The following is a 25252-nucleotide window of genomic DNA, read 5'->3' as shown; positions in this document are numbered from 1 at the left end:
TTTATATTAATGTGAACACCTACCGCATACCGGGGAGCATTCCCTTGACTGCGCGCATCATTTTTGCCATTCCCCCCTTATTCATCATTTTCATCATCTTGCGTGCCTGCTCAAACTGTGTAAGCAGACGATTGACTTCCTGTACAGAAGCGCCGGAACCTGCAGCAATTCGGCGTTTGCGGGAGGCTTTGATGATTTCCGGTTTGGCTCGTTCCTGAGGCGTCATAGAGTTAATAATGCCTTCGGTACGATTGATAACTTTCTCATCCACATTCATGTTCTGGGCGGCTTGGCTGAGCTGATGCGGTAATTTATCCAGCATGGCGCTCATGCCTCCCATTTTTTTCATTTGCTGAAATTGCTGCTGGAAATCATTCAGATCGAAGCCTTTACCTGATTTCATTTTTTTCATCAGGCGTTCTGCTTCTTGCTGATCGGTGGTGCGTTGTGCTTCCTCAATCAGTCCAAGCACATCCCCCATACCAAGGATACGCGAGGCCATGCGATCAGGATAAAACGGCTCCAATCCGGTAAGTTTTTCAGCAACACCAGCAAATTTGATCGGTTTGCCAGTGATGTGCCGGACGGACAGTGCCGCTCCTCCGCGTGCATCACCATCGAGTTTGGTAAGAATCACCCCGGTCAACGGCAGTGCTTCAGAAAAGGCTTTGGCGGTATTGACTGCATCCTGCCCCTGCATGGCATCGGCAACAAATAATGTTTCAACCGGTTTCAGCAATTGTTCCAGCTGGCTGATTTCCTGCATCATGGCCTCATCGATACCCAGTCTTCCGGCGGTATCAACGATTACTACATCATGATGATGCTTGCGTGCGAAATCCAGAGCAGCAGTGCTAATTTCGGCTGGTTGCTGGCCGGTTTTTACCGGAAAGAAATCGGCTCCGGTTTGCTCGGCCAGAAGTGCCAGTTGTTCAATTGCAGCCGGACGGTAAATGTCACAAGATACCAGCAGCACTTTCTTTTTTTTCTGCTCCATCAACCACTTTGCCAGCTTGCCGCTGCTGGTGGTCTTACCAGCACCTTGTAGACCCGCCATTAAAATGACGGCAGGTGGAGCAACATTCAGATTGATATCCGCTTTATCTCCACCCATGATGGCCATCAGTTCTTCGTGGACAACGCCGATAAAAGCCTGCCCGGGAGAGAGTTTGCCCAGTACTTCGTGGCCGATGGCGCGTTGTTTGACCTGTTCAATAAACACTTTAATTGCAGGCAGGGCGACATCAGCCTCAATCAAGGCTATGCGCACCTCACGCAGAGCTTCCTGGATATTGCTTTCGGTCAGGCGTGCTTCACCACGCAGAGTTTTGATAACGCCGGAAAGTCGTTCAGTTAAATTGTCAAACATGTAGGCTCCTGTTGAAACGGTATCCGCTGGTGAGAGTTATTCCCTGTGTTAAACTTCATGAAAACTGTCAAACAGCACTTCAGCTTTATCCGGACGAAGGGTAGACTGGTTGTTTCCCACCAATTGTTCAGATTGATTGCCAATGCCCAGTATTCTAACTTATCTCAGTACTTCATTGCTTTACGGGATTTCCGGATGGTATTTCTGGCGAACCTTGCGCACAGTTGTACCAGCGTTGCAGGCGAATACTGCAGGAACGGCACCGAATGTGAAGTTACAGCAGTTTATGATGCTTATCCCTCTGGTGATGCATGGCGTGGTGCTTTACCGTTCGGTGTTTATGGATGATATGCTGAGCTTTGGTGTTGGCAATGCCATTTCAGCCATTGTATGGCTGACTGCCCTGATTTATTGGATATCAGGTTTTTTATCCTCGCTACAGGGATTACAAAATCTCATCGCACCGATTTCTGCCATAGCGGCGATCGCAGTTCTGATTCCACTGTTACTGCCTTCCGTCCATCCGCTGGCACATGCCGGGATGACAGCTTTCAAGGCACATTTGCTGACAGCAATGCTTGCTTACAGTCTGTTTACGATTGCCGCTCTGCATGCAGCTCTTATGACACTTCTTGAGCGTCGCCTGCATCATTCTGTTGTGTCCTCGCTCTTTGTACAGCTGCCACCGCTGCTGGTGATGGATAAAATGCTTTTCCGCCTGGTATGGATCGGGTTTATTCTGCTTAGTCTCACTTTGCTCAGCGGTATCGTATTTTCAGAGGAATTGTTTGGCAAGTCGGTGCCGTTTACGCACAAGTCATTGTTTGGTTTTATTTCCTGGGGGATATTCGCAGCTCTGCTGGCTGGCAGACATCTGTACGGATGGCGCGGGCGTACTGCCATTCGCTGGATGTTGGCTGGATTTGTTGCGCTTGTTCTATCCTATATTGGCAGCAAGTTTGTGCTGGAAATCATCCTCAATCGCTGATCGGGTTTGTGGAATAGTCTGAAAAAATTCCTGCTCTGCCGTTATTGACAAAAATTATCAATTAACCGAACTTGCTCGTATCCGGAGCTTGTCAATAAAACCACTGTGAATACCTTTGAAGCCAATATCCGGATGCTGGATGAGTTTACGGATGTCTTGTGGCTGGAAGATGGTTTGTCCCGTAATACACTAGCCAGTTATCGATCTGATCTGATGCAGCTGATTGAATGGCTCGGTCGGCAGGAACGGACAAATGGGCTATTGAGCGACGTAACGCAGGCTGATCTATTGGTATTTTTGTCCGACAGGATTACGCAAGGGAAGAAAGCAAGCACTGCCAGCAGGGCATTAGCCTGTATCAAACGGTTTTACCGGTATTTGCTGCGCCAGGGGAAGATTCTTATCGACCCTGCTGTAAATATAGATAGCCCGAAAGTCTCCCGTCATCTCCCTGTGAGCCTGACTGAATCTGAAGTAGAGGCGCTATTGGCAGCCCCGGATATCAAGCAATCACTCGGATTGCGAGATCGCGCCATGCTGGAGATACTTTATGCTGCAGGGTTACGTGTTTCCGAGTTGGTTGGTCTGGCTATTTCTCAAGTCCGCCAGGATATGGGAGTAGTGCGTATTCTGGGTAAAGGCAACAAGGAACGCCTGATTCCTTTGGGGGATGAGGCGTTGTACTGGTTGGATTTATATCTGCGGGAAGCGCGTCCGATACTGCTGGCCGGTAAACACAGCAATAAGCTGTTTATTACAACACGGGGAGATGCTATGACTCGCCAGGCGTTCTGGTATCTGATCAAGCGTCATGCGCAACAGGCAGGGATTGTAAAGCAACTGTCGCCACATACGTTGCGCCATGCATTTGCTACCCATTTACTGAATCATGGTGCTGATTTGCGCGTGGTGCAGTTGCTGTTAGGTCACAGCGATATTTCTACCACACAGATTTATACGCATGTTGCACGTGAACGACTCAAACAATTGCATGCCCACCATCATCCAAGAGGAAAACTGTAGCGACAATGGTATTCATCAATCTATTATGGGCCGCGCAATAACGGACACGCTAACTATTATAGTCGGCGCGTCCGTTATAGACACATTTATTTTAGAAGTGCCATTTAGCTGTTGCGTATCAATCTCTGGTTTCTATTTGTACCAGAGGTTCAGAACTTGTTGCATCCGGCTCTGCTAAGTAGCTGGATCTAATACGCGGCCTTTTAGCTGGCGCCAAGGATTCCTCTGGTGCTTCGGCTATTTTATCTGGAGCTGTTTCTATCATGACCAGTCCACTCTGGGTGAGATCGGGTAGTTCGATTGGCTGGCGGGGTTCAGAAGCGGCCTGTGATTCAGTATCTGATTCAGCGTCAATATTTATTGGCTCGACTACCTTGGCAGAGGCTGCTTCCTGCTCTGCTGTAATATCATCGGCTGATGTTATTGGCATAATATACTGAATCGGTTCTATGGGAGGCAGGAATGAAAGTTCCCTATCTTCCTTGCCATCAGCAGAAGGTACAGCTGGCTCAATATTTTCGCTGTCTGTAATCTGAGCTACCTCTGCCTGTTCAGTGGTTTTATTTGCATCTGCCCGCTCTTCTCGGTCACGATGCAGACCTCCGCGACGACGGCGTGAACGGCCTCCTCGTTTATCTGTTTTTCTTTCACTGATAGAATCCTCTGCCGGCGTTGTGTCTTCTCCGGTTGCCGTTGCATCAGGCAGATTATTTTCCACTCCCGATGCTTGTAACTGATCTTGTTGGCCGGCTTTGTGATGATGGTGATCATCGCTGCTCGTGCCTTCAACGGGATGTTCGGTTGATTGCTCAAGTGACAGCAGATTACCTGTTTCCTGTAATGTCTCGCTTGCTGTTGTTTCTGGGATATTGTTTCTTGTACGCTTGTTGCGACCTCGATCGCGCCTGTTTCGGCCTCGTTCGCCACGAGGAGGTCTTGCTTGGGACTCCTCCGCCGCCTGCTTAGGTTCTATCCGACTGCTGCTTGCCGGTCTGAACAGACTGAAAAATTTATCCAGGAATGAAAGTTGTTCTCTGGGTTTTTCTTCTGGAACTGGTGCGGGTTGTTCGGGCTTGATACCAGTGACTGCAGCTTTTGGCCGGATTGCCTTGGGTTCTTGTGAAGTAGATGGCAGCGTGATTTCTTCAGTGATTTTCTCCACCATTCCGTAGCTTGGCGGCAATTCTGTTGATTTGACATCCTCATGACGCAGCCGGTTTATCGTGTAGTTGGGTGTCTCCATATAGATATTGGGGATCAGGATGATGCCAACTTTCAGACGTGCTTCAAGCCGGTATATTTCTGATCGTTTTTCATTCAGCAGGAATGTGGCAACATCAACCGGCAACTGCACCTGCAGCATGCTAGTCTGCTCTTTCATGGCTTCTTCCTGGATAATTCTGAGTATGTGTAGCGCAGATGAATCTGTTCCCCGGATATGGCCGGTGCCGTGACAGCGAGGACAGGGGATGTAGTTGCCTTCCCCGAGGGAGGGCCGCAGACGCTGGCGGGATAATTCCAGCAATCCAAAACGGGAAATTTTGCCGATCTGGACGCGTGCACGATCCAGGCGCAATGCCTTCAGCAGATTGGTTTCCACTTCCCGCTGATTGCGGGTGACTTCCATATCGATAAAATCAACGACCACCAAGCCTCCCAGATCGCGCAAACGCAATTGTCTGGCGATTTCGTCAGCGGCTTCAAGATTGGTGTTGAGTGCAGTGGTTTCTATATCAGAGCCCCGTATGGCACGCGCCGAGTTGACGTCAATTGAAACCAGTGCCTCGGTATGATCAATCACAATCGAACCACCGGAAGGCAGTGTAACCTGGCGAGAATAGGCCGTTTCAATCTGGTGCTCAATCTGAAAACGGGAAAACAGAGGAATATCGTCCTGGTAGAGCTTTAACCGGTCAACGTTCGCCGGCATGACATTGGCCATGAACTGGTATGCCTGCTCATATATCTCAGGGTTGTCGATCAGAATTTCGCCGATTTCCGCATGGAAATAATCACGAATGGCGCGAATTACGAGACTGCTTTCCTGATAAATCAGAAAGACACCGCTCTCACTATTGGCTGCTTCCTCGATTGCACGCCAGAGTTGCACCAGATAGTTCAGATCCCACTGCAATTCCTCTTCGTTGCGCCCGATGCCAGCAGTACGCGCAATGATACTCATGCCGTCGGGTACCTGAAGATGGTTGATTACTTCACGCAGCTCTGCCCGTTCTTCCGCGCTGACACGGCGTGAAATACCTCCTCCCTGCGGGTTGTTGGGCATCAGAACAAGGTAACGACCAGCCAGTGAGATATAGGTGGTGAGTGCAGCACCTTTATTGCCGCGTTCATCCTTGTCAACCTGTACAATCAGCTCCTGACCTTCGCGCAGCAGTTCACCGATACGGTGACTGGATCGCTCAGTATTTTTGTCAAAACAGGTGGGGGCGATCTCCTTATAGGGTAAAAAACCGTGGCGTCCGGCGCCATAATCAACAAAAGCTGCTTCAAGGCTTGGTTCAAGGCGGGTAACAGCAGCTTTATAAATATTACTTTTGCGTTGTTCCTTGCCCAAGGTTTCAATATCTATATCAATGAGCTTCTGCCCATCTACAATAGCGACACGCAGCTCTTCGGGCTGGGTCGCATTGAATAACATGCGTTTCATTTAGTGTCTCCCGCGCTCGGTGTACGGGTAAACCTTTCGTTCACTGTCAGTGTGGCATCCTGGTATTTTTTACACAGATCTGTCTGTGGCCAGAATGTTGGCCATGGTACGGATAATGGTTTCGATATCCTGGTGAAATAGACTAATCGATAACTGTCACTCGGCATTTCGATCCCCGGCTGACCGGGTCAAAAATGAGTGAGACACAGGGCCGGCAGAGAACATACCCTGTATGGCCGGGTATGGGATCAGGAACTTGAATCTATGTATATGTCGAGCGCGTAAATTAATTACCATCGCTACTTTTTAATATGGTGAGCGACATTAACCAGCCAGAAACTGGATTCATCCAGAGTATGAAAATGAAACTCCGGATATATGACTTCTTAATAGACCACGCAATCGCTTCATGGTGAAAAAACAGATTTACAGGAATTCGGGTTTGAAAAGTATAGGTAAAAGCAGGGCACCCGGTAAAGAGAAAATTATGCCGGGCATTATATCGGAACATGCGGTAGTTAAACAGGTTGATGAAACAGCTGAAGGCCAACGTATTGACAACTTTCTCGTCAAAGCCCTCAAAGATATACCTAGACGTCATATTTATCAATTGCTTCGCAGTGGACAGGTGCGTGTTAACAGCAAGCGCATTAATGCAAGCTATCGTTTGCTGCTGAATGACAAGGTGCGCATTCCACCTGTTCTCAAGTTGGCAAAGCCAATATCCCGGCAGGCACCGTACCGGGCAGAGCAATTCGATGCTCTGTATCAGGATGATCATCTGCTGGTAATCAATAAACCAGCCGGAACAGCAGTTCATGGGGGCAGTGGCATCAGCTATGGTGTGATCGAGCAGTTGCGTAAACAACACCCGGACTGGAAATTTCTGGAACTGGTGCACCGCCTTGATCGTGAAACGTCGGGTGTGCTGCTGCTTGCCCGAAAACGGCAAGCTTTACTGGAGCTGCATAAACAGATCCGCGAAGGGACAGTCCGTAAACATTACCTGACACTGGTTCGCGGGGAATGGAAAAATTCGTTACAAAATATCCGCTTACCTTTGCTTAAATATCTGACTGCAGAAGGAGAGCGGCGCGTGGCAATAGCTACCGGCAGGAATGATCATGACAAAGTGCAGCAGGCCCATACACTATTTGCTTTACAAAAAACCTGGGAAGCTTTCAGTCTGCTGGATGCCGAGCTTAAAACCGGACGTACCCACCAGATTCGGGTGCATCTGGCGCATCTTGGCTTTCCCATTGCCGGGGATGATAAATATGGTGATTTCGGATTGAACAGGCAATTGCAGAAGGATGATGGAAGCGGTTTGGTATTAAGACGTATGTTTCTGCATGCCTCGGTATTTATCTGCACACACCCGGTAACCGGCGAACTTTTGCGCCTGGAAGCGCCCCTTCCAGATGAGTTACGGATGTTTTTGAGAAATCTGGATCCGTATTTCAAGATACCTTGATATTTTTATCAAGAAGTTGGAGGGTACACCCATACAAATTTATTGTAGCAATCCGGTGGTTGTATCAATTTCATCACTCGGGTTTTTGTTAGTGGCAGGTGCCTGTGTTTGTCGTAACTTCAACACGGAAACCAGTGCAGGCCAAATATTATCAAGCATTTTTTCCTGAGCCTGGGCAGTGGGATGTATGCCGTCTGCCTGAAAGAATCCAGTTTGATCACCAAAACCTTCCATCAGGAATGGAGCCAGTTGTAATTGCTGATCCTTTGCCAAACGCGGGTAGATATCACGAAACTTTTGTGTATAACTTATGCCATAATTGGGCGGTAATTGCATGCTGATCAGGAACGGGGTGACGTTGTGTTGTTTGCAGATCAGGATAATTGCTTCCAGATTTTCGTAAATGGATGAGATTGAACGGCCTTGCAAACCGTCATTTGCTCCCAGTGCAACGATGACGATATCCGGTTCGTTGTTTTTAAGTGCTTGCTCTATCCGTTTGCGCCCGCCTAAGGTAATTTCTCCACTGATACTGGCGTTTATCACCTTGTAATTAGCGGGCTGGCTTTGTAATCGCCGTTCCAGTAGATTCACCCATCCGGATTCCGGTGGCAGCCCGTATCCTGCGGATAGGCTGTCTCCCAGCACCATGATTTTGGTGTCTGTTCCCGACCAGGCTGAATTGAATGGGAAGGTACCGAATAAACATAATATGACAAACAATAGTTTTTTCATGGCAAGAAAATTGACTGTTGAACAATTGATTCCCGTAAATGGTAATGATCAGCCTATCATACAGGCCAGCAATTTAACCAGAGAAGTGGAAACAGGGGGAGAGCGGCTGACTATTTTGCAGGATATTAATCTACAAGTCAGCGCGGGAGAATCAATTGCTGTGGTTGGCGCTTCCGGCTCGGGAAAATCGACCTTGCTGGGTTTGCTGGCAGGGCTGGATGTGCCGACCCGTGGTACTGTTTTTCTGGATGGAGAAGATATTTTTAAGCTGGATGAGGATGAACGCGCCAGTTTGCGTGGCAGGCTACTGGGGTTTATGTTTCAGTCATTCCAGTTGCTGCCGTCACTGACCGCGCTTGAAAATGTCATGCTGCCGCTGGAGCTGTCAGGTGCTGACAATGCCCGTGATGTTGCACATAACTGGTTGGCACGGGTAGGGTTAGAAAAAAGGGTTAGGCATTACCCCAGGCAGCTTTCTGGGGGGGAGCAACAGCGTGTGGCGATTGCACGGGCTTTTGTCACACATCCTAAAATGTTGTTTGCTGATGAGCCAACCGGCAATCTGGACGCGACAACCGGAGCCCAGATTATTGATCTGATGTTCCAGATTAATCGAGAGCAGGGAACCACACTTGTTCTGGTGACGCATGATAAAAGCCTTTCTGCCCGGTGCTCCCGGGTTATCGAGCTGGTTGCCGGCCGGGCTGTTGATTGATGGGCACCACACATCCCCTAGATTTTCCTGAAAGACTGATTTTTAGAAGTGCTCTGATATGAATCGGCCTTCCTGGTTTCCAGTCATTCTTGTTTCGAATCATCTGTCCAAGGTCATCCTGAAATGAATATGATCAGGCTTTCTCTACGCATGCTGCTGCGGGATTGGCGGGCGGGAGAGTTGTATATTCTTACGCTTGCGCTCGTTATAGCGGTGAGTAGTGTAGCAACCGTCAGTTTCTTTTCAGATCGGGTGCAAAAAGCACTGGTGCTGGAAAGCAATCAGTTATTGGGTGGGGATCTGCTGATAACTTCCGATAATCCGGTGCCGCCCTCTTATGCCGAGCACGCAAATCAGATCGGGTTGAGGACTACTCATCTGGCTAAATTTCCCAGTATGGTCAGTTTTGGTGACAACAGTCTTTTGACGAGTATCAAGGCAGTCGCACCTGGTTATCCATTGCGGGGAGAGTTGAAGCTGACTAACCCGCCAACGGAAGAAAATGTTGCTCAATCCGTCAGGATTGCCCAGGGAATTCCTAAGCCTGGAACAGTCTGGGTGGGTGAGAAGGTGATAGATGCATTAAAGGTGACCCTGGGCGACAAGGTTGAGGTAGGCGCTGCCGAATTAACGGTTGTGTCCATAGTAGAAAGCGAGCCGGATCATTCTGTCGGTTTTGTCAGTATGAATCCCAGATTGCTGATGAATGAGAAAGATCTGGCTGCTACCCGGTTAATCCAGCCTGGCAGTCGGATTAGTTATCAGCTTCTGGTGGCAGGAGAGGAGCCGCAGGTAAAAGAATTCAGATACTGGATCAAAGACAGATTGTCTCCAGGTGAGCGCGTAGTGAGTATTCAGGAAGCACGCCCGGAAATCCGTTCAGCACTTGATCGCGCTGGCAAATTTCTGAATCTGGCAGCCCTGGCCAGCGTGGTAGTGGCAGCGGCTGCTATTGCACTGGCTATTCGTCGTTTTATTCAACGCCATCTGGATGGTTGCGCGGTCATGCGCTGCCTGGGTGCAACCGAATCGGATCTGCTGCGCCTGTATTCGTACTACTTCATTGTGTTGGGTTTGGTTGCGAGCCTATCAGGGTGTGTACTTGCCGTGCTTACCCAGGAGTTTTTGTCGTACTGGCTGGAGGAGCTGATTGGGGTGACATTGCCCTTGCCAAGCTCGCTGCCCGCTATTCAGGGAATGTTGACCGGTATGGTGCTGCTCTTGGGTTTTGCCTTGCCACCTCTTCTAAATTTGCGGCAAGTGCCTGCGTTGCGGGTGATCCGGAGGGATCTGGAATTAGTCAATATGCACAGCCTGGCTGGCTATGGATTTGGGGTAGGCATACTATCCATATTATTTATATGGAAAGCCGGGTCATTCAAGCTGGGAATAATGATCATGCTGGGTTTTTTGCTGGCGGTCATCTTCTTTGGCCTGTTCGGCTGGCTACTGATCAGGCTGTTTCTGCTGACACGTTCACCTGGCTCCGGCCCGTGGAGCTATGGGCTGGCCAATATCCGCAGGCGGGCCATTCCCAGTCTGGTACAGGCGACTGCGCTGGGGCTGGGGTTAATGGCATTGCTGACATTGACTTTGACCCGCAATGATCTGCTTCAGGACTGGCAAGCGCGTCTGCCGGAGAATGCGCCTAATCGGTTTCTGGTTAATGTTCAGCCGGATCAGCAGGAGAAGCTGATGGTATTTTTCGATGGGTACGCTATCCCGCGACCAAAAGTTTTTCCGATGGTGCGCGGTCGGCTGTTGAAGATCAATGATCGGGCGGTAAGTCTCGAAGATTATCCTGATCCACGGGCGAAGCAGCTGATTAATCGTGAATTTAATTTATCCTGGACAGATACGCTGCAAGCGGACAATGAAATTGTGGCCGGACATTGGTGGCGCGAGGAAGCTGTCTCTTCCGAACATGAGCTGTCGATGGAGGAAGGGTTTGCTGAAACACTTGGCCTCAAACTGGGAGATCGTCTGAGTTTTTATACGGGGGGAGGGAGTTTTTCGGCAACGATTACGAGTTTGCGTACGGTGGACTGGGATACGTTCCATGTAAATTTCTTTGCAGTGGTTCGCCCCGGGTTACTCGACAATTACCCTGCTAGTTATATCACCAGTTTTTACTTACCACCTGACAAGATTCATATCATGCAGGAGCTGACCCGTATTTTTCCTAATTTTCTGGTTATTGATGTGGCAAGCGTGATCGAACGTGTGCAAAGTATGATTGGGCAAGTGACACACGCGATCGAATTTGTCTTTCTGTTTACGTTGCTGGCGGGATTTGCTGTGATGTACGCTGCGATTGCCTCGACTCAGGATGAGAGAATTTATGAAGCCGCAATTTTTCGCACACTCGGAGCAAAAAAACAGCAGCTTGCACGTGCGTGGGCGGTGGAATTTGCAGTACTCGGGGCATTGGCAGGTTCTTTTGCGGCAGCAGGGGCAAGCGTACTTGGCTATCTGATTGGCAAATACGCACTACACATTACTTATTCACCCAGTCCATGGATTGGGGTAATCGGCATACTGGTCAGCGTGATCGGCGTAACAGCGTTTGGCTTGATCGGAACACGTGTAACCTTATCCCAACCGCCGTTACAGGTACTGAGGAAGTAAAGCAGTTATTTATCGGGGGGAACCAAGATTACACTTCCCCGGTATGCGTATTGTTGTGGGTGGGTGTTGGTTCCTTCTCTGGATTTGAGATTTCAGATGTATTGTTAGGCGGATCCAAGGGGGGGACACCAGGGTCATTTTTTGCACGATCACGATACAGTGCGGCACGGCTCAATAATATAAGTGTTACTGGTGTGGTGACGATAACAAATGCGCCGATCAGCAATTGGTGCAGCACAAGCCGTGATTCCATTACACTGAAATAGATAATTGAAGCGGTAATGATACCGGCTGTCCCCCAGCTGGTTCCCAGTGTCGGTGCATGAATACGATCATAGAAACTGCGTAAACGATAGAGCCCGAAAGAACCAATCAGCGTTAATCCGGCGCCAATGAGCAGAAAGAGAGCGATGAGTAATGCGGCCCATATGGGTAAATCAGCAGCCTGATTCATTCGATGACCTCCCCACGCATCAGGAATTTAGCAAGCGCCACGGTTGCCACAAAACCCAGCGCCCCGATAATCAGTGAAGTTTCGAAGTACAGTGAATTTCCGGTGCGTATGCCAAAAACAAGCATCAGTAGCATCGCATTGCCGTAAAGTGCATCCAGCCCCAGTACACGATCCTGGGCGCGTGGCCCCTTGATCATGCGAACCAGTGCCAGCGCCATGGCAATTGCCAGCGCGATCTGTGCGATGGTGACAGCCCAAGAAAGGATAGCGGCGCTCATTCAAATATCTCCCGTAGCAAGTATTCATAGCGATTTTTGATCAAATTCAACCAGGCGTCTTCATCAACCAGATCAAAGATATGCAGTATCAGCACGCTGCGCGCCGAGTTGTAGTCGATCCAGGCTGTACCGGGGGTGCTCGTGATGATGATAGCCAGACAAGCTAGCCCAGTGGGATCGCGTAAATCAAGCGGAATAGCCATGAAATTCGATTTTCCAATCCGTTTGCCGCCATGCAGAATAATGCTGGCGACGGCAATATTGGAACGTACAATATCGTAAAACACGATTGCAAATAGTTTAAGTAACAGATCCCAGCGCCTGAGTCGTGGTTTTGCTGGGCCCAAAGCCGCGAATCCCCAGGCTGCAACAATGGCGGTGATTGAGCCAAGTAAAAATTGATTGAGTGAGAAACCGGCCAGTAGCAGCCAGGTGACAACCAGCGAAACAACAAGCAGCGGATAAGGAAAGAGCTTACTCATTCTGCCACCTCTATCGATTGTGGCGGCGCAGCACGGGGCGCATTCATCACACCTTCAATATAAGGTTGCGGCGTATGCAGGCTGGTTGCTGTTGCTTCCATGAAGCGCATCACTGGCCCCGCCTGTATCGTCAATACCAGTGTTGCGCACAGCAAGGCGGCAATTGGCAGGATTTCGATAAATAGTACTCGTGGCAGCATGGTATCGACTGGAAGTACCCAGAAGGTGTGAATACCGGAACGACTCATGGCAATCAGCGTAGCCAGCCCGGAAAGAATCAACAGTGCCATGAACCACCAGGACGTTGCCGGGATAATATCCATCTGGCTTGTTATATCAGGACTGAATAGCGCGGAAAGGATGACAAATTTAGCAACAAAGCCCGAAAGGGGTGGCAGGCCAATTAATAAAATGGCACAAGCTGCAAAGCAGGTGCCAAGCACAGCAATCGTTCGGGGGATGGCTACGCCTACGATTTCTTCATCTTCCATTTCTTCATCCTGATAACCGAAAGCCTCCATGGTAACGGCCAGCACGCTGGCTGCCATATTTTGTCCCCTTTCAACCAGCTCGATGAGCATGAATAGTGCACTGATTGCCAGCGTGGAGCTTACAAGATAAAACAGGGCACCGGCGGTCACTTCGGTTTGCACCAGGCCTATGCTTGTCAGCAGTGTACCGGATGAGATCAGTACCGAAAAACCAGCAAACCGTCCCAAAGTCTGTGAAGCGAGGACGCCGACAGTCCCGAAGCCAATGGTTGCCAGGCCGCCGTATAGCAGTATCTGTGCGCCTGGACTATCCGGAAAATCGGGATCATTTCCAAAGAAAAGCAGCGCCAGGCGTAACAATACGTAGATGCCAACTTTACTCATGATGGCAAAGATAGCGGCGGAGGGTGCTGGCGCTGCGGCATAGGTAGCCGGCAACCAGAAACTCAAGGGCCACATGCCAGCCTTGATCAGAAAAGCCACACTCAGAATGGCCGCTCCGGATTCCAGCATCATGTGGTTTGCTTCACTGATCTGCGAGATACGTATGGCAAGATCAGCCATATTAAGCGTGCCGGTAACACCATAAATCAGGGCTACTCCGACCAGGAACAGTAGTGAAGCGACAAGATTGATGGCAATGTAGTGTAACCCTGCTTTTATCCGGAGTAAGCCCGATCCATGCAATACCAGCCCGTAGGAAGCAGCCAGCATGACTTCAAAAAATACAAATAGATTGAATAGATCTCCAGTCAGGAACGCACCATTCAATCCCATCAGCAGCAACAGAAACAACGTATGGAAATGTACTCCGGCCTTGTGCCAGCGTCCCAGTGAAAATATCAAGGCGGACAGGGCGAGTGTGGCTGTCAAAACCAGCATCATAGCGGATAAGCGATCCAGCACCAGATTGATAGCGAATGGGGGTGGCCAGTTACCGAGCAGATAGACAGCAATTCTGCCTCCAGTTGCTTCATTATCTGTATGAGTCAAACGCAGCAACAGAACCGAGACTGCCAGCAGAGCAACCGTTGACAGAATGGATAGGGAAGCTTTCAGCTTGCGTCCGCGATCATCCAGGAAAAGTTGTAGTGCACCAGCGATGAGTGGAATCAGAATGGGGGCAATAACAAGATGTTCCGGAGACAATTTCATCGGTCCGGTTCCTCGCCATCTACATGATCGGTACCTGTCAAACCGCGCGCGGCCAGCAGAATAACCAGAAACAGCGCTGTTGTGGCAAAGCCAATGACAATCGCTGTCAATATCAGTGCTTGAGGCACCGGATCGGCGAAGGCAGCCGGATCAACCCGGACACCGGCCTGTGTAACGGGTGGCCTGTCCATTACCAGTCGGCCGACACTGAAGATAAACAGATTGACCGCATAAGAGAGTAATCCCAGTCCGATAATGATCTGATAAGTACGGGGGCGTAGCAGTAGCCAAACACCTGATCCAACCAGTATTCCGATACCAAGCGACAGAATCAGCTCCATCAGTCGTCCTCCTGGGTTTTGGCAGATTCAATGGCACGTGCGCGGTGGCTGCGGATCGACTGGTGTGCGATAGCGATCAACATCAGAGCGGTTGCGCCGACCACCAGCAAGAGGACACCAAGATCAAAGAATAATGCGGTAGCTACAGGTATTTTGCCGATCAGCGGTATCTCCAGGTAAGTGGAATGAGAGGTCAGGAACGGGAATCCAAATAGCCAGGATCCCATTCCAGTTAATGCTGCCAGCAACAGGCCAAGGCCAATCCAACGAACTGGCAAGATACGCAAGCGATCTTCCACCCAGCGGGTGTCACTGGCAAGATATTGCAGTAATAAGCCGATTGCCAAGGTAATGCCGGCGGCGAATCCACCTCCTGGCAGATCATGACCACGCAGAAAGAAATAGACAGCCAGCAGAATAATGAACGGAAACATCCACTGCATGAGAACGGCGGGCACCATCAGGTAATCATGCACTGTTTCCCCAACCTTACGATTGGGATGGCGGTCATCAAAGTCATTTTGTATACGCTGCTGCTCCGGAATTTCAATACTGTCCGGTGCGGGGCGAAAGCGCCTCAGCAGCGCATAAACGGTCAGTGCCACAATACCCAGTACTGTGATTTCTCCAAACGTATCAAAACCACGGAAATCAACCAGGATAACGTTAACAACATTGCTGCCGCCGCCTTCCGAATAGGCCCGTTCCAGGAAGAATCCGGCAATGGTTTCCGGCAGCTCAGCGTTGGTCATTATTGTATAGGCAATCAGTGTCATTCCCCCTCCGCAGCTGACGGCAAGCACGAAATCACGCAGCCGGCGTGTGCGTGCAATCAGTGTCGTGGCGTCATCAATTTGTTCCATCCTTTTTGGCAGCCAGCGCAGGCCAAGCAGGATCAGCACAGTGGTAACGATTTCAACCAGCAGTTGAGTAACCGCCAGATCAGGTGCGGAAAACCAGACAAAGGTGATACAGGTGACAAGACCCGCCCCTCCCATCAGGATCAGTGCAGCCAGCCGGTGATATTTAGCCTGATACGCAGCTCCAAGTGCACAAGCGATGCCAATCCCCCAGAGCACAGCAAAGGCGGGATCCATTCCGGTGGTCGATTCCAGGTTGAAAGCAGGATCTGTTCCGAGAAATGGCCAGCACCCCGCGATCAACGCGATGAAAATGACCAGAAACAACTGTGGCTGCAAACGTTGTGTGCCGAATGTGTCCTCCATCCAGCGTGCCCAACGCCAGGAGAGCGTAACCAGTGATCGCTCAAAAATTCGCTGGCCCTTGAGTTGCCGTATACCAGGCGGTCCATCCTCGCTTTGGGCGAGATAATTCTGCAGCATCAGATAGAGCAATGCACCGCCAATGAGTGCTGTCATACTCATGATCAGAGGTGTGTTAATCCCATGCCACACGGCAAGGCTGTAGAGTGGTGTGTATTCGCGCAATACCGAAGTTACAGCGGTATGCAGATAAGGGCCAATGGTTATACCAGGGACAATACCGATGATGAGACAGGCCAGTACCAGAAATTCGATTGGCCGTCGCATCCAGTGAGGAGGTTCGTGAGGTTCTCGGGGAAGCCCCAGAGGTTTGGGTCCGAAAAAGACGGTATGAATAAAACGTATGGAGTAGGTTACTGAAAAGGCACCGGCAAGCGTGGCGGCATAAGGTAATACGCTATCCAGTACAGAACCGGAGTGTTGCCCGAGTGTTTCAGAAAAAAACATTTCTTTTGATAAAAAGCCGTTGAGAAGCGGTACGCCTGCCATGGCTGCGCTGGCTACCATGGCAAGCGTGGCGGTAATCGGCATAAAGCTGAAGAGCCCGCTGAGTTTGCGCATGTCGCGTGTTCCCGCTTCATGGTCGATGATACCGGCGGCCATGAACAGAGAGGCTTTGAATGTAGCATGGTTCAGCATGTGAAAAATCGCCGCCACTGCAGCCAGCGGACTGCCAAAGCTCAGCAAGGTCGTAATCAAGCCAAGATGGCTGATGGTCGAATAGGCCAGCAATCCTTTGAGGTCTTGCTGGAAAATAGCGAAGTAAGCACTGAGCAGTAACGAACTCATACCGGCTAATCCGAGCAATAAAAACCATTCATCCGTGCCGGATAGTACCGGCCATAGCCGAGTCAGCAGAAATACACCGGCTTTTACCATGGTTGCCGAATGCAGGTAGGCCGATACCGGCGTGGGTGCGGCCATTGCATTAGGCAGCCAAAAATGGAATGGAAACTGTGCACTTTTGGTCAGCGCGCCCAGCAGAATAAGCACCAGCACGGGGACATAGAGTTCATGTTCCCGGATGGTGTTGCCCGCAGCCAGTACATGATCGAGATCGTAACTGTCGGTGATGTAACCAAGGAGAACTAACCCGGCAAGCAGACAAAGCCCGCCGGTTCCGGTGACGATTAGTGACATGCGTGCACCGTCACGCGCTGCTGTATTGTGATGCCAGTAACCAATCAGCAAAAATGAAAAAATGCTGGTGAGTTCCCAGAAGATCGCCAGCAGGATCAGGTTACCTGAGATGACGATCCCTTGCATGGCACCCGCAAAAGCCAGCAAAAAGGAGAAAAAACGCGGCACCGGATCCTCGGGGGACATGTAATAGCGTGCGTAGAGCACTACGAGAAAACCGATACCGGTAACCAGTATTGAAAACATCCAGGCGAAACCATCCATCCTGAGTGTGAAATTCAAATCCGATCCGGGCAGCCATTCGATTTCGTTACGGAGTATTTCTCCCGCTGAAATAGATGGATAAAGGTAGACAACAATTGCAAATGCGGTGATCGTTATGCACCCTGACAACCATGCTTCTGTATTGCGGGCATTGGCTGGTAACAGGGCTGCCAGAGCGCTTCCAGCAAATGGCAACAGTATCAGGAGAAGAAGGAGATTCTCGCTGTTCATTTTCAGGTAAACAATGTAAATGGTACTGCCGGGAATGCCGGCAGAATTAAATATGATGACCAGTTACCGGATGGCTCGTTGATCGGTATCTAATAAGACAACTGTATGCGGCAACTGGGGAACAAACATCAGATATGCTGGAAATTGTTAGCAGTATCGCAGATAGAGGCACCGCGATGGCCACAAGTTTCCGGAAATTATACTGGTGATAATCTGATAACACTTGCCAGATTAAAAATAACTTCCCGATTCAGTTTTATTTTTATCTGGCCAGTTTATGCAGAAAGTATCAATGCTGAGGCACAAAATTGAAAGGTGAACTACAAGTAGATGTAAATGAGTAGAATCCGCGTGCAGTAGTATTTTGTTTATCCAATGGATTTGTACATCTGGCCGCTCACCAACTGATTCTCAAGGAGTGCCTTTCCCGCTGCTACATTTGAGTGAGGGTAGCCAGAGTGCTGCCTAATAATTCAGTCAACCGGACACAAACCCCGCTACGCGGTCTTTGCACCGATCACCTCAGGAGAAGCCTGCATGAAACTAGCCAAGAAATCAGACGCTGAAATCCTTTCGATTGCCGATCCGATTATGGATAATTTAATGGATGCTTCAACGGCAATCGACTATGAAAGACACGTTAGGGACTTTACAGGCCGCTTGAAAAGCGTCCTATCAAAAGAACGACTGGAGTGGATATGCCAAGACTATCAAAGCACAAAGGGTTTCTTCACTAAGCGAGAATTTGTTGCTATCTTTCGGCGCCCTGAATCAGTAGCCGTCGTCTGGAAACAGGGTTTTAGCAAACAACCCGGCGATTTTGTGGCAGAGATGGTTTTAGTCCAACAAGACGGCAAGTATCTTGTTGACCACGTGATGATTTTCTAAAGCATGCTCACTGTTCGTCGCAGTTGATCACCTGCGGCGGTGGTTGAACTCGGGAGGTTAGGCAGTCAAGAGGCTGGTTTTTGTGGGTGACGTGAGAGAGTAGGTTGGGTTTTCTGCTAATTCAGAAAGGGTAATCATTATGAATCAATCATTATGGGATTTAACCGGTAAGACAGCTATCGTTACTGGTGGTGCTGCAGGAATCGGTCGAGCCTGTGTGCAAGCCTTAGCCCGCGCTGGTGCGAGCGTGATGATTGCCGATCTGAATGAAAAGGTGGCGCGAGAAACGGCACAGGAAACCGCTGTCGCCACGGGTGGTGACGTACGCGGCGTGGCCTGTAATATCCTCGAAGATACACAATTGGTCGCAGCGGTGGACGCAACGCTGGAAGCGTTTAACCGTATCAACATTTTGGTCAACAATGCCGGTGGTGGAGGGGCTGGACGCGAATCACCACAAGACATCACGGTTGAAGTGTTCGCCCGCGATTTTCAGCTCAATGTGTTTGCTGCCTGGCGGTTGGCACAGTTGGTCGCACCACATATGACTAAAGATGGCTATGGCTCGATCATTAACATAACGTCCATGTCATCCATCAATAAGAGCCCGGCGATGAGTGGCTATGCTGCTTCCAAGGCCGCTCTCAATCACATGGGTGCCAACCTTGCCTTCGATTATGGTCCTATCGTACGCATCAACGCGGTTGGCCCAGGTGCCACCCGCACCGCAGCATTGAAGACAGTACTGACGCCAGAAATCGAGAAACGCATGCTCGCACACACACCCATCAAGCGGCTCGGTGAACCCGAGGATATTGCTGGTGCAGTACTTTATTTTGCGGCCCCGATCTCTTCTTGGGTGAGTGGTCAGACGCTGTTCGTGAACGGCGGAGGAGTACAGACTCTTGATTAATTTTACGTACGTTTGTCGTCTTCTCAAGATCATAGCGATGTTACTTGCTGCTGGCATGCTGGGTGCGTGTGTCATGGGCACTAACACAAACCGTGCCGGGAGCATGGAGGTGGTTGTTGCTACCACGCCCGGTTCTTTGTTATCGGTACAAACCCAGCCCCTGGAGGCGGCACTCGCGTATGCCGGGCAGCGTTATCTGATTACCTACCGCAGCCGTGGCGTTGCTGGCGAGCCGATTGTGGCGTCTGGCTACGTGTTGCTACCGAAGGGCGAGCCACCTAACAGCGGTTGGCCAGTGTTGGCATGGGCCCACGGCACGACCGGGGTCGCCGATATCTGTGCACCATCGGCCATCTATCCAGGTGGCCCGGAGGATAGCTATCATCAAATTGTTCTCCCAGTGCTGGACTGGTGGCTGGCCCAGGGCTACGCGGTGATCGCCCCAGATTACCAGGGGTTGGGAACACCCGGCGGTCATCCTTACATGAACGCGGCTAGCCAATTACACACCGTAGTTGATGCGGTGCGTGCGTTGCATTGGCTACGCCCAAGCGCTATCAGTCCGGATTGGGTAGTTATGGGGCACAGCCAAGGTGGCGCAGCCGCACTGGAGGTGGCCGCCCATGGTCAGATTGACATGCCCGAAATGCATCTGCGTGGTGCTATCGCCCTAGCACCTGGCGGTTATCAGTATGCCGACATTGCAGAATACGTATTGGCGCACCCTCGTCTGGATCCTGGTATAACGGCCTTCTTGCCGATCGTTTTGCTGGGCGCTGAGGCAGCGGCTCCATCGCTTGATGTGGGCAAGCTTGTCAGTGCAGATATGCAGCCGTTGCTGAATTTTGCACGCAGTCGCTGTTTATCGGAGCTGCGCCAGGAAATCACCAAAAGTCCGAGCAGCGTGTTTAGGAAAAACGCAGATGTTAAGCCCTTACTGGGCTATCTCGCACACCAGTCTATTGAAAACATGTCACCGACGGTGCCCGTGATGCTCATCCAAGGCACGGCAGATAAGCTGATTAACTCACACGGCACTCGAGCCTATTATCAAAAGCTCTGCAAAGCGGGCAAGACAGCTTTTTACCACGCGATATCCAATGGTAGCCACCGCGATGCCTTGAGCCAGAGTCAGTCTGTAGCGCAGCAATTTCTTGCGTATCTCGACGGGGAAGAGATGCCAGTCTGTTCAGTGGATGGCGGGATCTGAACGGACCGAACACCCCTGTCGGAGTGCCGCTGGATTCAAGCGTTGAAAGCACACAGGAGGTTTGATACTCAATTTAAATTGGATGTTGTTCACCTGGTCAGGGGTCAAGAGGCGGAGAACCGCCAGTTGCGCTCGGATGACGACCGACAACAAATACAACTACCCAGTGGCACCAAACCCACTTAACCAGCAGTTCTGTAGATTACGAATTACACACTGCAGTAAAACAACCTATCACAGTGTCTGAAATTACTTGACCACTACACACAGCCTCAATGGCCAAAGACGGATTCGGTCTCTATTCCTTCTCATCCTCGACTAAAATACGCCTATTCCAGACGAAGGTTCAAGCATAGGAAGATAGGGCTTTGTATACAAAGACAAATTATTAATCGTCATCTTTGCAAACATTGAAAGCATGGGGCAATCCAGTAGTATCAACGCCGATCATTACCAGAAGGTATAACCAACCATGTGGAGTGCGACAATTGCAGTATTCAGTTTTTGCTGACTATTGCCGTAACGACACGTTTCTTAATTGCCTCGAAAAGTTCGGGTATTGCGATGGTATTCGAAAAGTTGAACACGAAATCCGGGATGAACCCGCCTGGATTGGTAAGCAATGTATAAGTGAGGTGCGTGTGTTTGCCGCCATCCAGGGGTGCTGCCAGCCATGAACCCTCATTAAGCCTGATACGTACCACGCCTTCGATCTCAGGCCTCGCCTCGGGCAAGGTGGACCACTCAACCTTGAAAGTACTGTTGTTTGCTGTCGATCCGTACGTTAGCCTGACTTTGAGCGGATAGTCACGCTCATCAATAAACGGTGGCGCGATACGTGCATAAGTAACCATCTCGTTATTGCTGGCGCGGCTGAGCACTTGCGATTCTTTCACATAGGGTATGAACTCGGGGTAATGCTCGAAGTCAATGAGAACATTGAAAACAGCTTCGGGTGGAGCCTCCATCTCGGAAATCGCGATTACTCGGTATCCCTCTACTTCGTTCTTCGTAAAAACGACAAGGCCGTGCTTGTGATAAACCTCCGTCCAATCTGACCCCAGGCTGCTCACCTTATCTGCCTCCTCTACTGAAGCTGCCAACACCAATCCGGCCGTTCCGGTTGCGACCACAGTAATAGCGGCAAAGATAATGGTGGAAGCGGCAACAGAATGCATAGAATTCCAGTTAAAAATGAGATCACGATTTCACCTTCGACAAAAATTCTATCTCTATTACATATCCTGGTCACGTCCTAAGTATTTTGGTCAAGTTAAACTTGGGTTAACGTGCTCGAAAAACATGACAAGTTGTTCAAGCGAATGGGGTGCTACGTGCCGCCACTTGGGGGAATCCAGGATTATTCGTGACGCAGGGCTTCCACAGGTTTGAGTGCAGCAGCTTTTCGGGCGGGGTAGAGACCGAAGAAAATACCGGTGATGGAGGCAAATGAGAAGGCCAGAGCAATTGTCCCGGATGTAATGACAATGTCAATCCCGGCAATCTGGCTGGCGAGCCACGCGCCGCCAATTCCCAGGGCGATACCGGTCAGTCCACCCAGAGTACAGATCATCAGTGATTCCAGCAGAAATTGGGTAAGGATCATGCGCTGATTGGCCCCGATTGCCATGCGTATTCCGATTTCACGAGTGCGTTCTGTAACAGAGACCAGCATGATATTCATGATGCCGATCCCGCCTACCAGTAGCGAGACGGATGCAATTGCACCCAGCATCCAGCCCATGATCTTAGCGGTGTTGCTGGCCACAGAAGCCAGTGCGGTCAGGTTACGAACAGTAAAATCATTTTCCATATGGTTGCTGATGCGGTGGCGCTGCCGGAGCAGATGTGTGATCTCTGCTTCGGCAGCTTCCATGTCGTTCTCCGATTTGGCACGAACCATCATAAAATTGATGGAACCGGGAAACTGGTTACCAATAATCTGTCGCTGCGCAGTGGTGAGCGGAATAAGCACATTATCGTCCTGATCGCGCCCCGACAAACTTTGGCCTTTAGCAGCCAGTACACCAACAACCGTGAATGGCCGATTGGTAATCCGGATGATTTTTCCCACCGGATCTTCATCACCAAACAGGCTGGTTGCGGTGATATGTCCCAGAACAGCCATACGTGCGCCGGAGCGTAAATCTCCTTCTGAAAAGATGGTACCGCTGGCAATTTCCCAGTTGTTTACGGAGAAATAATCTGGCGTAACACCTGTCAAGATGGTGCTCCAGTTGTTTGCACTGTAGTTGAGTTGTGCTGCGCCCGAAATGACCGGGGCGGTTGCATCGATCATGGGTAATTCTGCAATGGCTTGCGCATCCTGTACTGTCAGCGTTTTAACACTACCAATGCCCCAGCGTACGCCACCGGAAGAAGTCGCACCCGGCATGATGATCAGCAAATGGCTACCCATTGAGGCGATGGCGCTGTTGATGCTGGTTTGTGCACCTTGTCCTACGGCAAGCATAAGCACTACTGCTGCCACGCCGATGATCATGCCAAGCATGGTGAGGGCGGTGCGCAGGCGGTTGGTCTGCAGTGCCCGCATGGCTTCACCGATGATGGTCAGTAAATTCATGATGAGGAAGTGGGGGAGGTGGCGAGTTTTTCCATTGGACGATCCTCAATGATGCGTCCGTCCTTGAGCCGGATCAGACGTTGTGTCCAGGCAGCGATATCCTCTTCATGGGTAACAATAATGATGGTCATGCCTTCTTCACGATTGAGACGATCAAATAGTTGCATGATTTCGTAGCTGGTTTGTGTATCCAGATTGCCGGTAGGTTCGTCAGCGAGGATAAGTTGTGGCTGGTTAACTAGTGCACGGCTAATGGCAACACGCTGTTGTTGCCCCCCGGAAAGCTGGTTGGGCTGGTGTGTGACAAAATTGCCAAGCCCGGTTTGCTGCAGCAATGACATTGCTCGCTCGCGACTTTCAGCACGGCTGCGTCCGGCGTACAGTAACGGGATGGCCACGTTATCCAGTGCGGTCATGCGCCTGAGCAGATTGAATCCCTGAAAAACAAAGCCGATCAGTTGGTTGCGGACGCTGGCCAGCTGGTTACCAGAAAGTGCTGATACATCACGTCCCGCCAGTCGGTAATGGCCGCTAGTGGGGGTATCCAGGCAACCGAGTATGTTCATCAAGGTGGATTTTCCGGAGCCGGAATGCCCCATGATCGCCACAAACTCCCCTTGCCGTATTGTCAGGTTGATATCAAACAGCACTTGCAGGCTAAGGGCAGAATCGGCGGGATTGCCCAGATAGTAAGTCTTGGAGAGCTCTTCCACCTCTATCAAAGGGCCACCCGCACGGCCACGGGAATTATCTGCAAACATCATTGTTGATTCATCAGAATATTCTGAACTTGAAGTTGCTGCCGCCCGATTTATCCTGTTTGCTGCTATCAATTTCCTCGGTGATCAGTTCGTCATTTACGTTGAGCTCATCTGAAAGAATTTCAGTGAAGCTGCCATCTGTAATGCCTGTTGTCACTTTGACCGGTACTGGCCGGTTGTTTTCCAGCCGGTAGAGCAACCGCTGGCCAGGCTGTGTTTCAGTGGGCTTGGCAAGTTCCTTCTGACTGGGCTTATAACGCAAGGCAGCATTGGATACACGCAGCACGCCGGATTTCTCATTGACAATAAAACGTACATTGGCGGTCATGCCGGGCAGCAGGCTGCCATCTTCATTGATGACTGTCGCAATAACGCTGTAAGTCACTACATTTTCCTGGATGGTGGGATTGAGCCGTATCTGTTTAACCACAGCAGAAAATTCACGGTCCTGGAAGGCATCCACCGTGAATACCATGGTCTGACCATCATGAATCTGGCCAATGTCCGCTTCCACTACGCTGATTTCAATTTGCATCTGTTTCAGGTCACGCGCAATCTGGAACAGGATAGGTGTCTGGAAGTTAGCAGCAACGGTTTGCCCAATGTTGACGTTACGGGCAATGACAACACCGGAAACAGGTGAACGGATGATGCTGTAATCCAGATTGGTACGGTCACGGGCAATCTGCGCCTGACTGACGACAACCTGTGCCCGCGCTGAATCGAGCAGTTCTTTTGTTTCATCCATCGCTTCTCTGGAGATAAAACCTCTTTCAACCAGATCACGGCTGCGCCTGGCTTTATTAGTGGCTACGGATAATGCAGTCTGTGCACTTTTCAGGTTAGCCTCGGATTGTTGCAGTTGTGCATCAAGCAATGCGGGATCCAGTTTTGCCAGGATTTGGCCGGTTTTCACCAGATCATTGAAATCTACAAACAGCTGGATCACTCTGCCGGAAATCTGTGTGCCGACATCAACCAGTTCCAGTGGGGTGAGTGTGCCATTGGCGGAAATCGTGCGTGCAATATCTCCGTGATCAACAGTATGTGTTTTGTAGTGCACTTTGCCGGATTCATCCCGGAGTGAGAAGTATCCATAGAGTGCGGCAGCTAACAGGATGATCAGGGAAAAGATGATTTTTCCGCGTGAGTTAAACATAGGGGGCAATATCTTTAT

General features: G+C 50.2%; 21 protein-coding genes. 8 read left to right on the top strand and 13 right to left on the bottom strand.

Annotated features, from left to right (window positions below; genetic code table 11):
* Positions 1-19 precede the first annotated feature (19 nt).
* Positions 20-1369: a signal recognition particle protein gene (gene ffh, locus BM331_RS02410; protein ID WP_074926664.1), complete on the bottom strand. Its 1350-nt coding sequence runs from the start codon at positions 1367-1369 to the stop codon at positions 20-22.
* 142 nt (positions 1370-1511) lie between these two features.
* Between ffh and BM331_RS02405 the strand changes: the two genes are divergently transcribed.
* Together BM331_RS02405 and xerD are read left to right on the top strand one after the other, a co-directional pair.
* Positions 1512-2357 carry a cytochrome C assembly family protein gene (locus tag BM331_RS02405; RefSeq protein ID WP_074926663.1) on the top strand — a complete coding sequence of 282 codons (846 nt, stop codon included), beginning with the start codon at positions 1512-1514 and terminating at the stop codon, positions 2355-2357.
* Between the two features lie 105 nt (positions 2358-2462).
* Positions 2463-3380 (top strand): site-specific tyrosine recombinase XerD, encoded by a 918-nt coding sequence (gene xerD, locus BM331_RS02400; RefSeq protein ID WP_371265319.1) that lies wholly within the window; start codon positions 2463-2465, stop codon positions 3378-3380.
* Positions 3381-3498: 118 nt separating this feature from the next.
* Here xerD and BM331_RS02395 read toward each other — a convergent pair whose 3' ends face one another.
* Positions 3499-6048 (bottom strand): Rne/Rng family ribonuclease, encoded by a 2550-nt coding sequence (locus BM331_RS02395; RefSeq protein WP_074926661.1) that lies wholly within the window; start codon positions 6046-6048, stop codon positions 3499-3501.
* Positions 6049-6535: 487 nt separating this feature from the next.
* On the opposite strand from BM331_RS02395, the gene BM331_RS02390 reads away from it, so the two are divergent.
* Complete coding sequence (locus BM331_RS02390; protein WP_074926829.1) at positions 6536-7522, top strand: RluA family pseudouridine synthase; 987 nt, start codon at positions 6536-6538, stop codon at positions 7520-7522.
* A gap of 39 nt (positions 7523-7561) precedes the next feature.
* Here BM331_RS02390 and BM331_RS02385 read toward each other — a convergent pair whose 3' ends face one another.
* Positions 7562-8257, bottom strand: a complete 696-nt coding sequence (locus BM331_RS02385; RefSeq protein ID WP_256214782.1) for an arylesterase — start codon at positions 8255-8257, stop codon at positions 7562-7564.
* Here BM331_RS02385 and BM331_RS02380 point away from each other — a divergent pair.
* On the top strand, positions 8256-8972 hold the full coding sequence (locus tag BM331_RS02380; protein WP_177217820.1) for an ABC transporter ATP-binding protein: 717 nt from the start codon (positions 8256-8258) through the stop codon (positions 8970-8972). The two genes, BM331_RS02385 and BM331_RS02380, sit on opposite strands and share 2 nt — an antisense overlap.
* Before the next feature lie 123 nt (positions 8973-9095).
* Positions 9096-11600 carry an ABC transporter permease gene (locus BM331_RS02375; protein WP_074926657.1) on the top strand — a complete coding sequence of 835 codons (2505 nt, stop codon included), beginning with the start codon at positions 9096-9098 and terminating at the stop codon, positions 11598-11600.
* A 28-nt stretch (positions 11601-11628) separates the two neighbouring features.
* On the opposite strand, the gene mnhG is transcribed toward BM331_RS02375, so the two are convergent.
* From mnhG to BM331_RS02345, 6 genes are read right to left on the bottom strand one after another with little or no spacing between them, the layout of a single operon-like run.
* Positions 11629-12054: a monovalent cation/H(+) antiporter subunit G gene (gene mnhG, locus BM331_RS02370; RefSeq protein WP_074926655.1), complete on the bottom strand. Its 426-nt coding sequence runs from the start codon at positions 12052-12054 to the stop codon at positions 11629-11631.
* Complete coding sequence (locus BM331_RS02365) at positions 12051-12332, bottom strand: K+/H+ antiporter subunit F (RefSeq protein WP_074926654.1); 282 nt, start codon at positions 12330-12332, stop codon at positions 12051-12053. Before BM331_RS02365 ends, mnhG begins: the two co-directional genes overlap by 4 nt.
* The gene (locus BM331_RS02360; protein ID WP_074926652.1) at positions 12329-12814 is read right to left on the bottom strand and encodes a Na+/H+ antiporter subunit E; all 486 of its coding nucleotides are present in this window, start codon (positions 12812-12814) and stop codon (positions 12329-12331) included. Before BM331_RS02360 ends, BM331_RS02365 begins: the two co-directional genes overlap by 4 nt.
* Positions 12811-14460 carry a monovalent cation/H+ antiporter subunit D gene (locus tag BM331_RS02355; RefSeq protein ID WP_074926650.1) on the bottom strand — a complete coding sequence of 550 codons (1650 nt, stop codon included), beginning with the start codon at positions 14458-14460 and terminating at the stop codon, positions 12811-12813. The genes BM331_RS02360 and BM331_RS02355 overlap by 4 nt, the downstream gene beginning before the upstream one ends.
* On the bottom strand, positions 14457-14801 hold the full coding sequence (locus BM331_RS02350; RefSeq protein WP_074926649.1) for a Na+/H+ antiporter subunit C: 345 nt from the start codon (positions 14799-14801) through the stop codon (positions 14457-14459). The genes BM331_RS02355 and BM331_RS02350 overlap by 4 nt, the downstream gene beginning before the upstream one ends.
* Positions 14801-17719, bottom strand: a complete 2919-nt coding sequence (locus BM331_RS02345) for a monovalent cation/H+ antiporter subunit A (protein WP_074926647.1) — start codon at positions 17717-17719, stop codon at positions 14801-14803. The genes BM331_RS02350 and BM331_RS02345 overlap by 1 nt, the downstream gene beginning before the upstream one ends.
* A gap of 537 nt (positions 17720-18256) precedes the next feature.
* Here BM331_RS02345 and BM331_RS02335 point away from each other — a divergent pair.
* From BM331_RS02335 to BM331_RS02325, 3 genes are all read left to right on the top strand, one after another.
* Positions 18257-18607, top strand: a complete 351-nt coding sequence (locus BM331_RS02335) for a hypothetical protein (RefSeq protein ID WP_074926644.1) — start codon at positions 18257-18259, stop codon at positions 18605-18607.
* Between the two features lie 139 nt (positions 18608-18746).
* A complete protein-coding gene (locus BM331_RS02330) occupies positions 18747-19520 on the top strand; it encodes a glucose 1-dehydrogenase (RefSeq protein ID WP_074926643.1) in 774 nt (257 codons plus the stop codon).
* A gap of 37 nt (positions 19521-19557) precedes the next feature.
* Positions 19558-20730 (top strand): alpha/beta hydrolase family protein, encoded by a 1173-nt coding sequence (locus BM331_RS02325; protein WP_218154533.1) that lies wholly within the window; start codon positions 19558-19560, stop codon positions 20728-20730.
* 497 nt (positions 20731-21227) lie between these two features.
* On the opposite strand, the gene BM331_RS02320 is transcribed toward BM331_RS02325, so the two are convergent.
* The 4 genes from BM331_RS02320 to BM331_RS02305 all read right to left on the bottom strand — a co-directional run bounded on the left by BM331_RS02320 (position 21228) and on the right by BM331_RS02305 (position 25234).
* Positions 21228-21908 carry an SRPBCC family protein gene (locus BM331_RS02320; RefSeq protein ID WP_074926641.1) on the bottom strand — a complete coding sequence of 227 codons (681 nt, stop codon included), beginning with the start codon at positions 21906-21908 and terminating at the stop codon, positions 21228-21230.
* 182 nt (positions 21909-22090) lie between these two features.
* Positions 22091-23314: an ABC transporter permease gene (locus tag BM331_RS02315; RefSeq protein ID WP_074926640.1), complete on the bottom strand. Its 1224-nt coding sequence runs from the start codon at positions 23312-23314 to the stop codon at positions 22091-22093.
* Positions 23311-24078, bottom strand: coding sequence for an ABC transporter ATP-binding protein (locus BM331_RS02310; protein ID WP_074926638.1), 768 nt, complete (start codon positions 24076-24078; stop codon positions 23311-23313). Before BM331_RS02310 ends, BM331_RS02315 begins: the two co-directional genes overlap by 4 nt.
* A 10-nt stretch (positions 24079-24088) precedes the next feature.
* Positions 24089-25234: an efflux RND transporter periplasmic adaptor subunit gene (locus BM331_RS02305; protein WP_074926637.1), complete on the bottom strand. Its 1146-nt coding sequence runs from the start codon at positions 25232-25234 to the stop codon at positions 24089-24091.
* Between the last annotated feature and the right edge of the window lie 18 nt (positions 25235-25252).

The sequence above is a fragment of the Nitrosomonas eutropha genome (assembly GCF_900116685.1).
Taxonomy (GTDB): domain Bacteria; phylum Pseudomonadota; class Gammaproteobacteria; order Burkholderiales; family Nitrosomonadaceae; genus Nitrosomonas; species Nitrosomonas eutropha_A.
This window is presented reverse-complemented; position numbering and strand designations above follow the sequence as displayed.

What these genes read in the sequence shown, in the direction of transcription:
- ffh (WP_074926664.1), bottom strand. Translation starts at nt 1,369, where the DNA reads ATGTTTGACAATTTAACTGAACGACTTTCCGGCGTTATCAAAACTCTG.
- BM331_RS02405 (WP_074926663.1), top strand. Translation starts at nt 1,512, where the DNA reads ATGCCCAGTATTCTAACTTATCTCAGTACTTCATTGCTTTACGGGATT.
- BM331_RS02395 (WP_074926661.1), bottom strand. Translation starts at nt 6,048, where the DNA reads ATGAAACGCATGTTATTCAATGCGACCCAGCCCGAAGAGCTGCGTGTC.
- BM331_RS02390 (WP_074926829.1), top strand. Translation starts at nt 6,536, where the DNA reads ATGCCGGGCATTATATCGGAACATGCGGTAGTTAAACAGGTTGATGAA.
- BM331_RS02380 (WP_177217820.1), top strand. Translation starts at nt 8,256, where the DNA reads ATGGCAAGAAAATTGACTGTTGAACAATTGATTCCCGTAAATGGTAAT.
- BM331_RS02385 (WP_256214782.1), bottom strand. Translation starts at nt 8,257, where the DNA reads ATGAAAAAACTATTGTTTGTCATATTATGTTTATTCGGTACCTTCCCA.
- BM331_RS02375 (WP_074926657.1), top strand. Translation starts at nt 9,096, where the DNA reads ATGAATATGATCAGGCTTTCTCTACGCATGCTGCTGCGGGATTGGCGG.
- mnhG (WP_074926655.1), bottom strand. Translation starts at nt 12,054, where the DNA reads ATGAATCAGGCTGCTGATTTACCCATATGGGCCGCATTACTCATCGCT.
- BM331_RS02365 (WP_074926654.1), bottom strand. Translation starts at nt 12,332, where the DNA reads ATGAGCGCCGCTATCCTTTCTTGGGCTGTCACCATCGCACAGATCGCG.
- BM331_RS02360 (WP_074926652.1), bottom strand. Translation starts at nt 12,814, where the DNA reads ATGAGTAAGCTCTTTCCTTATCCGCTGCTTGTTGTTTCGCTGGTTGTC.
- BM331_RS02355 (WP_074926650.1), bottom strand. Translation starts at nt 14,460, where the DNA reads ATGAAATTGTCTCCGGAACATCTTGTTATTGCCCCCATTCTGATTCCA.
- BM331_RS02350 (WP_074926649.1), bottom strand. Translation starts at nt 14,801, where the DNA reads ATGGAGCTGATTCTGTCGCTTGGTATCGGAATACTGGTTGGATCAGGT.
- BM331_RS02345 (WP_074926647.1), bottom strand. Translation starts at nt 17,719, where the DNA reads ATGAACAGCGAGAATCTCCTTCTTCTCCTGATACTGTTGCCATTTGCT.
- BM331_RS02335 (WP_074926644.1), top strand. Translation starts at nt 18,257, where the DNA reads ATGAAACTAGCCAAGAAATCAGACGCTGAAATCCTTTCGATTGCCGAT.
- BM331_RS02330 (WP_074926643.1), top strand. Translation starts at nt 18,747, where the DNA reads ATGAATCAATCATTATGGGATTTAACCGGTAAGACAGCTATCGTTACT.
- BM331_RS02325 (WP_218154533.1), top strand. Translation starts at nt 19,558, where the DNA reads ATGTTACTTGCTGCTGGCATGCTGGGTGCGTGTGTCATGGGCACTAAC.
- BM331_RS02320 (WP_074926641.1), bottom strand. Translation starts at nt 21,908, where the DNA reads ATGCATTCTGTTGCCGCTTCCACCATTATCTTTGCCGCTATTACTGTG.
- BM331_RS02315 (WP_074926640.1), bottom strand. Translation starts at nt 23,314, where the DNA reads ATGAATTTACTGACCATCATCGGTGAAGCCATGCGGGCACTGCAGACC.
- BM331_RS02310 (WP_074926638.1), bottom strand. Translation starts at nt 24,078, where the DNA reads ATGATGTTTGCAGATAATTCCCGTGGCCGTGCGGGTGGCCCTTTGATA.
- BM331_RS02305 (WP_074926637.1), bottom strand. Translation starts at nt 25,234, where the DNA reads ATGTTTAACTCACGCGGAAAAATCATCTTTTCCCTGATCATCCTGTTA.